This window comes from Xenorhabdus littoralis (assembly GCF_033949345.1).
Lineage (GTDB): Bacteria > Pseudomonadota > Gammaproteobacteria > Enterobacterales > Enterobacteriaceae > Xenorhabdus > Xenorhabdus littoralis.
Map to the genome: position 1 here is coordinate 14,896 of NZ_VCDP01000045.1, position 12,930 is coordinate 27,825.

General features: G+C 44.3%; 12 protein-coding genes. 4 read left to right on the forward strand and 8 right to left on the reverse strand.

Annotated elements, in window-relative coordinates; all coding sequences use genetic code 11:
* The first annotated feature begins 139 nt into the window (after positions 1-139).
* Complete coding sequence (gene ppa, locus FE394_RS11910) at positions 140-670, forward strand: inorganic diphosphatase (protein WP_319926605.1); 531 nt, start codon at positions 140-142, stop codon at positions 668-670.
* A gap of 114 nt (positions 671-784) precedes the next feature.
* Here the strand turns inward: ppa and FE394_RS11915 are convergent, their stop codons facing one another.
* Genes FE394_RS11915 through tamA form a run of 3 tightly spaced genes read right to left on the reverse strand, consistent with a single transcriptional unit; the run spans position 785 to position 6,701 of the window.
* Complete coding sequence (locus tag FE394_RS11915) at positions 785-1,132, reverse strand: gamma-glutamylcyclotransferase family protein (protein ID WP_319926606.1); 348 nt, start codon at positions 1,130-1,132, stop codon at positions 785-787.
* A 2-nt stretch (positions 1,133-1,134) separates the two neighbouring features.
* A complete protein-coding gene (tamB, locus tag FE394_RS11920) occupies positions 1,135-4,962 on the reverse strand; it encodes an autotransporter assembly complex protein TamB (RefSeq protein WP_319926607.1) in 3,828 nt (1,275 codons plus the stop codon).
* Positions 4,959-6,701: an autotransporter assembly complex protein TamA gene (gene tamA, locus FE394_RS11925; protein ID WP_319926608.1), complete on the reverse strand. Its 1,743-nt coding sequence runs from the start codon at positions 6,699-6,701 to the stop codon at positions 4,959-4,961. The genes tamB and tamA overlap by 4 nt, the downstream gene beginning before the upstream one ends.
* A 137-nt stretch (positions 6,702-6,838) precedes the next feature.
* Here tamA and msrA point away from each other — a divergent pair, with 137 nt between their 5' ends.
* Both msrA and paeA read left to right on the forward strand, forming a co-directional pair.
* Positions 6,839-7,486, forward strand: a complete 648-nt coding sequence (gene msrA, locus FE394_RS11930; RefSeq protein WP_319926609.1) for a peptide-methionine (S)-S-oxide reductase MsrA — start codon at positions 6,839-6,841, stop codon at positions 7,484-7,486.
* 172 nt (positions 7,487-7,658) lie between these two features.
* Positions 7,659-8,993 carry a polyamine export protein PaeA gene (gene paeA / locus FE394_RS11935; protein ID WP_319926610.1) on the forward strand — a complete coding sequence of 445 codons (1,335 nt, stop codon included), beginning with the start codon at positions 7,659-7,661 and terminating at the stop codon, positions 8,991-8,993.
* 154 nt (positions 8,994-9,147) lie between these two features.
* Here paeA and FE394_RS11940 read toward each other — a convergent pair whose 3' ends face one another.
* Positions 9,148-9,354 (reverse strand): DUF1107 domain-containing protein, encoded by a 207-nt coding sequence (locus FE394_RS11940; RefSeq protein ID WP_319926611.1) that lies wholly within the window; start codon positions 9,352-9,354, stop codon positions 9,148-9,150.
* Positions 9,355-9,678: 324 nt separating this feature from the next.
* On the opposite strand from FE394_RS11940, the gene FE394_RS11945 reads away from it, so the two are divergent.
* On the forward strand, positions 9,679-10,236 hold the full coding sequence (locus FE394_RS11945) for a YtfJ family protein (protein WP_319926612.1): 558 nt from the start codon (positions 9,679-9,681) through the stop codon (positions 10,234-10,236).
* A 59-nt stretch (positions 10,237-10,295) separates the two neighbouring features.
* Here the strand turns inward: FE394_RS11945 and cysQ are convergent, their stop codons facing one another.
* The 4 genes from cysQ to FE394_RS11965 all read right to left on the reverse strand — a co-directional run bounded on the left by cysQ (position 10,296) and on the right by FE394_RS11965 (position 12,705).
* The gene (gene cysQ, locus FE394_RS11950; protein ID WP_319926613.1) at positions 10,296-11,039 is read right to left on the reverse strand and encodes a 3'(2'),5'-bisphosphate nucleotidase CysQ; all 744 of its coding nucleotides are present in this window, start codon (positions 11,037-11,039) and stop codon (positions 10,296-10,298) included.
* Positions 11,040-11,208: 169 nt separating this feature from the next.
* Positions 11,209-11,538 (reverse strand): type II toxin-antitoxin system PemK/MazF family toxin, encoded by a 330-nt coding sequence (locus FE394_RS11955; RefSeq protein ID WP_319926614.1) that lies wholly within the window; start codon positions 11,536-11,538, stop codon positions 11,209-11,211.
* On the reverse strand, positions 11,538-11,795 hold the full coding sequence (locus tag FE394_RS11960) for an AbrB/MazE/SpoVT family DNA-binding domain-containing protein (RefSeq protein WP_010845238.1): 258 nt from the start codon (positions 11,793-11,795) through the stop codon (positions 11,538-11,540). Before FE394_RS11960 ends, FE394_RS11955 begins: the two co-directional genes overlap by 1 nt.
* 289 nt (positions 11,796-12,084) lie before the next feature.
* Positions 12,085-12,705, reverse strand: a complete 621-nt coding sequence (locus FE394_RS11965; protein ID WP_319926615.1) for a BamJ family beta-barrel-assembly machinery protein — start codon at positions 12,703-12,705, stop codon at positions 12,085-12,087.
* Positions 12,706-12,930 lie beyond the last annotated feature (225 nt).

The following is a 12,930-nucleotide window of genomic DNA, read 5'->3' on the forward strand; positions in this document are numbered from 1 at the left end:
CATTCAATATCAGGCAATCGTTTATCGATAAACCGTCATCTCTGTCACTTTCTGCAACCTAAAAACCCGAGGACTTTAAAGCTGTTTTGGCTATAATAGCCCGCACTCCATTTTGGTTTGAAATTGAAGGAAACCTTTTATGAGCCTGAACAACGTACCAGCAGGTAAAGAACTGCCTGAAGATATCTATGTCATCATTGAGATCCCCGCGAACGCTGACCCGATCAAATATGAAGTAGATAAAGACTCTGGTGCCCTGTTTGTAGACCGTTTCATGTCAACGGCTATGTTCTATCCATGCAACTACGGCTACATCAACAATACGCTGTCCCTTGACGGTGACCCGGTTGACGTGCTGGTTCCGACACCATACCCATTACAGCCGGGTTCTGTTATTCGCTGCCGTCCGGTGGGTGTTCTGAAAATGTCCGATGAATCCGGTGAAGATGCGAAATTGGTTGCTGTCCCTCATACCAAGCTGAGCAAAGAATACGATCACATCAAAGATGTGAACGATCTGCCGGAATTACTGCGCGCTCAGATTACCCATTTCTTTGAGCACTATAAAGATCTGGAAAAAGGTAAGTGGGTTAAAGTTGAAGGCTGGGATAATGTCGAAGCCGCTAAAGCTGAAATCCTGACTTCTTTCGAACGCGCTGCGAAAAAATAATCCTGACGGATAACCGCGGGTTTTGATTCAAAAAACCTCTCTCCTTATCAGGACAGAGGTTTTTCATTGCACATAGCTTTCGATTTTATTAGCCAACAGCAAATCGCTGCCCTTTTATTCTTCTCCGTGGCGCTTAAGCCAGTCACCACTTGTTATCCGATGCAATCCCTCAACAGGCAATTTATAGAGGTAAATCCATGCCTTGCCGTAAGGTGTTTCAATTAGTTCCCTGTGGTATTCCTGAGCATTTTTTTTCAATGCATCCAGTTCTGTCAGGATAGATGTCGTAATGCGATACACTTCACATTCGATCACCCCTTCACCACGGATAACCGCCGGATAATGCCCAAGGTCATAAATCTCATAACCTTCCAACCTGTGTTCCCCTAACAGTTGGGCATCCGTCATCCAGTGATGATTACCTTGTTTGCGCCTCAGGCTACCATAAACAATAACTCGCATTTTTAAAACTCAAACTCATAGAGCAGATCTAAAGCCTGATCAATACCAGATACTGCTTCCAGATACAATCTTGGCATAACTCGGTAACGTAAAGTCAGCGTCGCCAAAGAATCAAAAATACCAACGCCATATTTCACTTGTAAGTCGTTGGTAATCCTGCCGCTGACGACGACCTGAGATTTATCACCAACACCCTGAGTATCCAAAGCCAGATCAGAGACACCAAAAGTTTCTCCGATCTTGCCGACCAACTGACCACTCTGGGCAACACCCAAACCTATCAGCATGGCTGTCATCTGGGAGTTGTCAGAGTCTCCTTTTTCCAAACCTTGTCCACGCAGCAGGTAAGACAGCGCTTCCTGCTGTGATTTGGCCGGATCAGAGAAAACTTCTACTTTGGGTTTATCCGCTAAGCCGGTTACTCTTACGCCCGCGATAACACCATTCGCCGTTGATTCTGGATTACGAATCGCTTCAATGTTCAACAATGGCTGATCTGGCGGGCCTGAGAACATGATCGTCCCCCTGCGCACCTGCAAGTCTTGACCATAAGCATGGAAACGTCCCTCTGGAATATCAATTTGACCATTCAGACCCAATCCTTGTTGATCCTGAAGGACTTTCAACGCACCTTTAAGCTGGGCCGTCAAACCGAAAGCACTCAAGCGCACATCATTACCAATATGAATATTTAAGTTACTTTGGATTTGAATGGACGATTTTTTCTTCTCTATCGGTTGTAAGTTCTTATCCAGCATAACTTCATCAGAAGAAACACCTACCGCTGATTCCGGCAATTCCTGAACCGTAATGCGTGCCCACGGAATATCCACATTACCATTGAGTTTCAGTAAATCCGGCGTTGCTTCCAGTATCAGATCCGGGCTGACATCAACTTTTACCATTGGCGGTACAGTGACACGTAATTTGTCGCCATTGGCGGCGATCCTGGCATACCAGGCATCCAGATTACGCCAATCAGCACGGCCATTCAGATTTAGCTGCCCCTTAGGGGTTTTGATCATCCCGTTTAAATCAGAACGGGCACCATCAAAGTGGACAGCCAACTGACCCTGAGAAATATCAAATGGCAGCCAATGGCTGACCATTTGCAGGTTATCAGCTTTAAGTAAACCGAATAACTGCGGATTTTTGACATTTCCCCCGAGACGTAAATTCGCATTCACACCTCCTTCCGCTTTTTCACCTTTATCCAAAACAGGTTTAATCAGATTCAGGGAAAGTGCCTGAAGATCTATATTCCCCGATAATTTACGGCTACCTTCTAAATCAGCCACCTGAACATTACCATTCAACTGCCCGTTACCGGCCAGTTTGAACAGCCATGCCAGACTGGCCTTACCGTTAGCCAGCCCGGCATTTAAAGTGAGTGTTTCAAAATCAACCGGCAGGATAATGCCATCTATAACCTGACGAACCCGAACACCATTTCCTTGCAAGGCAATTTTTGCCTGCGGCAATCCTTGATCTGCTGTCCATTTGATATCCGCATTACCACTGAATACTCCCTTGAGCTGAGTACTTTTATCAAGGAAGGGCTGGATCATGGTTAAATCAAAGCGTTCAAGTGCAACTTGGGCATGGCCGCTACTTCCTGCATCAATCGGTTTTGAAATACAGATATGCGCGTTGGGATTAAGCCAGCAGTGAGCGCCAATCGTGACTTTCTGTTGTAAGTTCTGATAATCGACAGCTATCGCCTTGCTTAAACGCCATTCACCGACCGGCGTATCAAAGTGAGTATTATTGATATTTCCTTTCCAGCGCTCCTGCTGACGATCAAAACTGCCATTCAGCGCCAGTTCGCCTGAAACCGGATCACCTTCAATTTTCAATTGCAAATCATGTTGTTTTTCGGTGCCCTTCGCATTAAGCACCAGATTTTTGATGGTTAAATCCGCCTGCTTTAACTGATGAACAACCACCGATAGCTGGCCTTGGATCTGTTCCGCCGAACGTACATCGCCCTTAATGATGGCGCTATCCACCCGAAGCTCGTCCTGCCAGCGCACACCACGGGCATCCAAATCTGCCTCAATTTGGGGGGCTTTCATATTACCGCGCAGTTTGACATGACCCGTCATCAGACCGGCTAACCCCGGAAGTAATCCATTTAATTGTGGCGCATTAATTTCACCATCCAATCGCCATGCTTCGTCCGTCAGCCGCCCTTGAACATTTAAGGTATTACGCCCGAAAGACAGATCAAATTGAGGAATATCCCACTGCCCGGCCGCATTCCCCGATGCCTTGCCATACGCTTTGATGATGTTCTGCTTCACATGACCATGAAGGTCAATCTCAGGGATCTGGAGCTGCCAGCTTCCACCATACAAGCTGCCACGCACCGCTATTTTACCTTCCATTCTGGCAGGCCATTCCGGCCACTGTTCGACTGTATTGATGCCATCCAAAATCAACTTGGCATTCCAGCTAATCGCCTTACTCCAATCCACAACGCCGGTGACATCGGCCTTGCCTTGTAATGCAGCCAAACGCAGGCGGGTCAGCCTAAGCAATTCTTCATTGCCTTCAGCATCCAAGGTTAATAAAGCCGGAGGAATTTCATTGCCCTTAATGCCAGAGCGAAGGGATAAATCGTAATGACTGGCTTGGCCATTCAGGCGCAGCTTGACGCCATCCAGTTGGTATTCCGGTTTACCTGTTAATGGCCACTGGAGTTGCTTACTTTCCAGCGTCAGGCGCACAGGCAAACCCGCCTTTGCCAGTTCAGTCTGCGCATCCAGACTCGCCGTAACAGGCCCGGAAAGATTCAATGTGAGATTAAGCTGCTTCAATAAAGCGCCATCCAGCATTAAATCGATTTTTTGCCCGGTCAGTTCGTTCAGATTCAGATGAGTTAAATTATCGGCATGGCCTTTAATTGCCAGCTTGACCGGCCACTGTTCTGACATTTTTGCCGTCCCCTGAATCGCAACTGAACCTTCAGGTGTTTGCATGTTCAGGTTTTTTACATCAATTTGCTGCCCCTGATTACTGGCCTGTAAACGAAGGTCATTGATCGTGATGTCAGTATCCCCGGTCAGACGAAGCTGACGGCCATGAATACTTTCTACCGTGATATCAAGGGGGATCGGGATATCAGGCAATTCTGCTAACAGCGGTTTGGCAAACAACGCCTTCAAGGTTTCGCCCAATGATTTCTCAGGCATTGATCTCTCAGGTATTGGTTTCTCAGGCATTAATTTCTCAGATTCACTCTGTTGTGCTTTTTCTACCGTGACGATGGGTTCAGAAGAGGATTTTGGCAGTGCGACCAATAATTGACTGATTTCAGTCGGTTTTAACACTAACTGTTTTTCCTGCCACTGAGCACCTGTCTTAAACTCATCCAATGCAATGACAATATCATCCACTTTGACGTGGATATTTTTCAAAGAAAGCAAATCCAGTGAGATAGGATACGGTGTCTTCAATTCGGTCAATGGCTTTGATGGAGGAGACGGTTCCGAAGGCGGGAGTTCAGCCGTATTCACAGAAACAGTGACACCTTCAGTCGTCAATGCGTTGACACACAGATGACTATCCTTCAGACAAGACAGCCGTAACGACAGGTATAAATTATCAGCGCTGACATTGACGCCCGGCATCTGATATTTCACGCCTTTGAGCGTTAGATCGCGCCAACCTCCGCTGACACTGGCAATGTCCAATCCGGGAACCCAACGTGCCGCACTGTTAATCATGAAATGCAGACCACTTTGTGTCCCAACCAATCCTACCATCGTCATCAATAACAGGCCAACAATCAGCAGGAAAGTAATACTGATCCTTTTTACCCACTTCATAGTTCAGCCCCTAACCCGATATAAAATTCAACATTATGACTATCCGGATCTCCGATTGGCGTCGCCAAATCAAATTTTATCGGCCCGACAGGTGAAGCCCAGCGCACACCAATTCCCGCGCCTGTTTTGAAATTACTTCTTTTAATGTCAAGCACAGCTTCACCTGAATCAACAAACAACGCACTCCACCAGTTACCATAAATATTGTATTGATATTCCAGCGAACCGACGGCCAACTTTGATGCCCCGGTTAATTTGCCTTTACTGTCTGTGGGTGAAACTTTCTGATATTGATAACCACGGATGCTGCGATCCCCCCCGGCAAAAAAGCGAAGATCCGGGGGTACTTTGTTGAATTCATTCGTTTCTATCCAGCCGAAATCCGCACGTGTCACAAAACGGTGCTTATCCTGATAAGTTCTTATCCAGACGTGATGGGCCTGTAACACAAGAAAATCCACATCGGAGTGCCATGTCGTGTCAGAAATATCAATCGAATAACGCTGGCTATCTCCCCAATAGGGCATCGTCCCGCCACGCTGGCGAATGCGACTGAGATTTGCGCCCGGATAAAGCAGCATGGTGGTATTTGTTACGTTAGCCTGCGTAAAGTGGCTGAGACTCCAGCGCATATTGACCCCATACTGCCAGCCCGTGGAACGATCCCAGTTACGGGCAAAGTTCAGCGTTGCGGTGTCCGAAATAGTATCGTTAATATCTTTACGCTTATAACCCGTTTGCAGTTCATAATATTCTTCGAGTGGATTGGCTTTAAGCGGCATCTTGTAGGATGCATCAATGATCTGTTCTCGTGAAGAGACGTTAATACTGGTACCCAAGCTATGTCCACGGGAATTGAGCCAGGGTTTTTTCCATTTTGCCTTAACATGGGGACCCACATCCGTTGCATAACCGCCCCCCAATTCAACATAATTTGCAGAACGCGGGACTAAGGACGCATCCAGCGGCAGTAATTTATCCTGACTTTCGCGCCCTGTTTTAAAATCCGGTACAACAACCGCAGAATTGAACCAGCCAGTATCCACCAACCGACGGTTAAACTCGGCTAACTGTTCCGAGGTGTAATATTCACCCTGTTTGAAAGGAATAAGGTTATCCAGATAAGTTTCACGGATTTGCGAACCATGAAATATTACAGGACCAAAACGATAACGCTGCCCGCTGTCAAAATCGAAATCCCAAATGGATTTGTGCTGCTCTTTTGATACACCCAATTCGCTTTTCTTCATCGCCGCATCAAAATAACCTTTTTTGACGGCCAGATTAGTAAACGCTCCCTTAAAATCCTCATACTCTCCGTGATTAAGGATTGCCCCTTCTTTCGGCATATTTTTTTTAATGAGGGCAGCATAATCTTGATCTGTTTTCGCTCCCCCTGCTAAATCAACATTCACTTCAGCGACTCGCACAGGTTCACCAAGCGTGACCTTTGCAGTTAAAACAGGGCGGGCAGGCGGAGTATTTTCTTGATAGGTAAACTCAACGGTGGGAGCATAATATCCCAGTGGACGAAGCCCTTCTCGTATCGCTTTCTCCACTCGTGACCGAAAACGGCCATCAGGGGAAACTTCATCGGTGCTGATATTTGAAAGTTGTACTCTGGCATTTTTTTCCAACTCGCCAGAAAGTCCTTCAACTTTCAAACGTAAATTAGCACTATAAGCCGACGGAGTTGCGATAAATACAAAAAGCGCACATATGAAAGGATATCGTGACACTCGGACTCCTAATATTTATCTATCTGTAGGGTAGATTCAAACAATATAAAAATGCCGCAATAAATTAATTCTGGTAAAGTTTTAAAGATATACAAGCAGCACATAACCATAAAATTCGTGAATAAAGGGAGAAAATCTTGCCAAACTCAGCCAATGAACGCCAACATGTTTCCTCACAGGAAACCTTAGCTGGTAGGGCTACTCCGATAACTGTATCACCCTACCATGTCATTACACAGCACGCGATAGATAACATCCCAGAAAATATGGAAATCGCCTATGTCGGAATGGGCTGCTTCTGGGGCGTTGAGCGCCTTTTCTGGCAACAGGAAGGTATTTACACGACATCAGTGGGTTACAGCGGTGGTATGACACCCAATCCGACTTATGAAGAAGTTTGTACCGGCTCAACCGGACATGCCGAAATCGTCAGGATTGTCTTTGATCCAACCAAAATCACTTATCCACAATTATTGACGCTGTTCTGGGAAAATCACGATCCGGCCCAAGGCATGCGTCAGCACGGCGATATCGGTACACAATATCGCTCCGCCCTTTATACCGTTTCACCACAACAACTTGATCAGGCACTGATCAGTCGCGAGCAATTCCAGCAAGCCATGGTTCAAAACGGTGATCAACGCACAATCACGACAGAAATCCGCGAAGCCGGGCCATTCTATTTTGCCGAAGATTATCATCAGCAATATCTCGACAAAAACCCTGAAGGATATTGTGGACTAGGGGGAATGGGGATCTGTTTCCCTCCAACGCACAGAAACTAGCCGGTTCAGTTAGCCCAATGTTATAATCATTGGGCTATACCTAAAAAGTATAGATTTATTTATTTTACGGCATACCGCCGGAATATTTTTTATTTGTATAATTTTTTATCTCGCCTCCAGTGTTATTCAAATAAATCCTACCCTATCGCTGGAGATAAGACACGGATACTTTATGTTAAATAGTTTATTAGTGATACTTTTGCTGTGTGCCATCAGTGCATTCTTTTCGTTATCAGAAATTTCTCTCGCCGCTTCAAGAAGAATTAAATTAAAGCTCATGGTCGATGAAGGAAACCTCAATGCCGCCCATGTCCTTAAACTGCAAGAAACGCCCGGCAAATTCTTTACTATTGTCCAAATTGGCCTGAATGCCGTGGCAATCCTTGCAGGGATTGTGGGCGAATCCACATTTTCCCCAGCCTTGAAAACCTTATTCCTGAGATTTATGAGCCCGGAATGGGCCGAACAATTGGGTTTTATCTGCTCTTTCATCATTGTTACTAGTTTCTTTATCCTGCTTGCTGATTTAACCCCTAAACGCATTGGTATGATTAAACCTGAAGCTGTTGCCGTGAGAATTGTCAATCCAATGCGTTTTTGTCTGACAATAAGCCGCCCATTGGTCTGGTTGTTCAATGGCCTCGCTGACTACATCTTCAAGATCTTTAAAATACCGATGGCGAGAAATGAAGATATTACCTCCGATGATATTTATGCGGTCGTCGAAGCAGGCGCTATCGCAGGTATATTGCGTAAACAAGAGCATGAGTTGATCGAAAATGTCTTTGAACTGGATTCCCGGACCGTCCCTTCAGCCATGACCTCCCGCGAAAGCGTGGTGTACTTTGACAAAAATGAAGACGAAAACAATATCAAAGAAAAAATCTCCACCCATCCCCACTCAAAATTTCTTGTTTGTGATGGCGACATCGATCATGTCATCGGTTATGTGGATTCGAAGGATTTACTTAACCGTGTACTGAGTGGTCAAAGCCTCAATCTGAAAGACGGTGTCCAGATCTGCAATGCATTGATGATCCCGGATACGCTTTCACTTTCTGACACATTAGAAAGTTTCAAAGCGACAGGTGAAGATTTCGCGGTAATTCTGAACGAATACGCTTTGGTGATGGGTATTATTACCCTGAATGACGTCATGACGACTTTAATGGGCGATTTAATTGGTCAGGGGCAGGAAGAACAACAAATTGTTGTCCGTGATGAAAATTCATGGCTGGTTGAAGGCGGCACACCGATTGAAGATGTTATGCGAGCATTGGATATCGATGATTTTCCGGACTCAAGTCATTACGAAACTATCGCTGGCTTTATGATGTTCCGTCTGCGGAAAATCCCGAAACGCACAGATTTTGTGAAATTCAGTGGCTATAAGTTTGAAGTCGTGGATATTGATAATTACAAAATCGATCAATTATTGGTGACAAAAGTTGTCGATACCATCGCACAACCCAATCAATCCAGCACCGATCAGCAGTATGAAGTGTAAGAATAACGAGTTATATCCATTCTGTTTCAATATGCAGCTAACAAAGATGCATATTGAAAAGTGAATAATCCGATCAAAAAACGGCCGAAAGGCCGTTGATTATACTAATGATGTGCTATCGATAACGGCACATATCTATCAGTGAATGAGCCATTCACCCCATTTCGGTCTGTAAGCGCAATACTTGCTGATTAACTTCACTCATTACATGGAAATGACGTTTGTCTTTTACCTTCGGAAGTAAGATTTTCCCATAGTTAAATTCAAAAGCCCCCATATCTTTTATGTATAAGCGCCCACGAAATAGGGTTTTCACGTAGAGAGCAATTTTCAGTGGGTTATAATGGTGAAAGATTTTCATCTCTATTTTTTCCTCCCATGCTTCTTACGATACCATTCTATTACATCACATAATTAGTGAATCAAACCGCACATCACTGTTATGCAATAGGTATAGACTACATATGTGGAAATTTGTTCCCTGCCACCAAGGAGTAATCACTGGTTTTTCTTAACATGATGAAATATAAAAGTATTATTTTATATAAAATTCTTTGTTAACTTAATATTTATTCTAAATGTTATCAAATTGTTTAATTCATCGAGGACAGACCAGTTAACAAGCGCTATGCTGAATGAGAAGTTCCCTGATAACATTCCACACCATGACAAATAAGGAATAAATATGATAAAAAACATTGCGTTATCTATAATGTTGAGCTTCATGCCGATATTCGCATTCGCACATAACATCACATTGGGACAACCCGTCTCTGTAGTTAGTGTGACTGATAAAGGTGAGCTGTTACTCAATGATGGTAAGTTCAGCTACCAAAACTGGAGCAGCGCTGAACTTCCGGGAAAAGTGCGGACTATCCAGCATATCGCTGGCCGTAGTTCCGCTAAAGAGATGAATGATCTTTTAATTCAGGCACTGAAACACGCTGATTTACCTAAGGATAAATATCAGACTACCAGCATCGTGAATACCGATGATGCTATTTTTGGCACCAGCGTCTTCGTTCGCAACAGCCTCGAAGATAGCAAACAACAGTTTCCATGGTCACAATTTATTGTCGACAGTAACGGAGTGGCTAAAAAAGCCTGGGGACTGGAGCCCAAAAGCTCAGCAATCATTGTGCTGGATAAAAAGGGTAACGTGAAATTTGTCAAAGATGGCAAGTTAAGCAGTGAAGAGATCGCACACGTTATCAGTATCATTGAAGAAGAATTGAAAAAATAACTGAAATTTAGCGTTCAGTGATAATGGTTCCAAAATAGTGAACCATTATCACTTAGACATTAAAAAATACTGACCCTAAATCCCGGGTTCAGGAAAGATTCACGCGGCGAGTAATTCAGTGTCTTCCCTTCCCAGTCGGTAACATGTGCGCCTGCGGCAATCGCAACAGCATGACCCGCACCAGTATCCCAAATATTGGTTGGTCCGAAACGAGGATAAAGCTGGGCTTTTCCTTCTGCCACCATACAAAACTTAAGTGAAGATCCTACCGAAAGCGTATCGTGAACGCCTAACTGAGCAAGATAATCTTGTAATTCCTCATCATCCCGGTGAGACCGGCTGACGACGACGACGGGTGGCTTCGCAGGAGTAACTTTAATGGGAAGAATTTGTCCATTGGCTTCCTTGCGTGCCTGATGGCCTTGCCCTGAATACAGAACATTCTGCACCGGGACATAAACAACTCCCATCACAGGTATACCATCTTCAATCAATGCGATATTAACGGTAAACTCGCCATTTCGACGGATAAACTCTTTCGTGCCATCCAATGGGTCAACCAGCCAGTAACGCTGCCAGTTTTGCCGTTCTTCCCATGTGGGCGGATCTTCTTCTGATAGCAACGGAATATCAGGCGCAATACGCAATAATCCGGCTTTAATAACCTGATGGGCGGCAATATCCGCAGCGGTAACCGGTGAATCATCCGTCTTGTGCTCTACTTGCAACGGTTGCTCAGCCTGATAGACCTCCATGATCGCAGCCCCTGCTTCACGTGCCAATTGGCAGATCTGTTGTAGCATAATACACCTCTGCATTCACTGTTCAGCTATTCCCTTCGGCAATTTCAAATCACTGCTTTGTCAGCAGTGTGACAAATTGAAAATTATTTTGGGTATAACATTTGATAGCTACATTTTTAACGCATTTTTTACTGAAATAGCGAGTATTTTATTGTTTTCGCATATCTATCTATAAGATGATGGCCTTAGTTAGCTCAGTCACTCTATCAATAATATATTGAGGCGCTTTCTCAATAAATTTGACCTGACGCTCCGAAAAATCTAAGGATTTTACCTGATGAATGAGAATTGAGCCTTGAACAGATACTTCTTCGGGTAAGACAACTTCTAGCTTCATTCCTCTCGCTGTACTCGTGATTGGAACTACAACAGCAAATCCAGTGTGCTCGTTAAACATTTTACGAGATATAACGAATGCAGGACGGCGTTTCATGATTTCCTTTCCTGCACTCGGATCAAAGTTTAATGAAACAATGTCACCTTTGTCTGGTATATACATCAAATCACTTCCTTACCAACAGGATTAGCCTCAAGCCACTCTCTATCCTCATCTGTGACTCTGAAACATTCTTTAGGGCTTCCTGCTAACAGCGATTCCAGCGTCAACTCTTCTTCGACTGGAGTGAGTACAATTTTGTTATCCTGAATAGATAGCTCTAGCTTTGAGCCAGTATGCAGATTAAGTGTTTTCACTATGGCCTTTGGAATGCTAACAATGTTAGCACCGCCAGATTGGCGAATGACAACAGCAGTCATGTCTGTCTCTCCCCTCGCTTATGTTATACTTAAGTATAACTATATTTAAATATTTTACAAAAGTAAAACTCAGAGCGTAACCCGTTCAGTCGTTGTTTGATATAGATGTTATTTCAATCACTGTTTTTTGTTGAACTTAAAAAGGCGAATAAAAATTCAAAAAAAATCCCTCGGATAAGCCAAGGGATTTGCAGGAAAAACAGATCTGACTAATTATTTTTACTGATAGTCATTTACTGATAGTCATTTACTGATAGTCATTTACTGATAGTCAGTTACTGATAGTCAGTTACAGGATTTCCAGTAATTCAACTTCAAAAATCAGAGTGCTGTAAGGAGGAATAGATGCACCTGCACCACGCTCACCATAAGCCAGATTGTGAGGAATATAGAGTTCCCACTTAGAACCCACAGGCATCAGAGTCAGGGCTTCAATCCAACCCGGGATCACGCCGCTAACGGGAAATTCTGCTGGCGTACCACGTTGTACTGAACTATCAAATACAGTGCCATCAATCAGACGACCAGTATAGTGAACACGAACACGATCAGTACGAGCAGGGATCGTTCCCTCGCCTTGAGTCAGGACAGAAAACTGCAAACCAGATTCAGTGCTGCTTACGCCTTCACGCTGAACATTTTCTGCCAGAAATTTTTTGCCTTCTTCTGCCATCGCCTGTTGGCTTTCCTGACGAACGCTATCAGCACGTTCATGTATCTCACGCAGTGCACGATGCAGTTCTTCTACAGGAATAGCAGGAGCGCGACTTTCCAGTACATCACACAGTCCTGCCAACAGTGCTTCTGGCTCCAGACCCTGCAAACCTGATTCCTGTAATTGTTGCCCAACCTGTAAGCCGATACCGTAACTTGCTCGTGCTTCAATAGACTCAAAAGAAGGTTTTGTCATGAAAATACCTGTAATTAAATGGGTGAAGACTCAAGCATAACAGCACTGTCTGGACGGGTAAACGCGTGAAAGGGTTTAATTGAACTATCATCAAGTTCGATGGTGGCTTGGGCTTAACTATAAGAGAAATAAGCTCCGAATTCTCGTTAAGAGATGATGATTCATTTAAGAGAAAATAATTTTGAGGCATAAAACAAAAAAACGCCGACAGATGCCAGCGTTTTT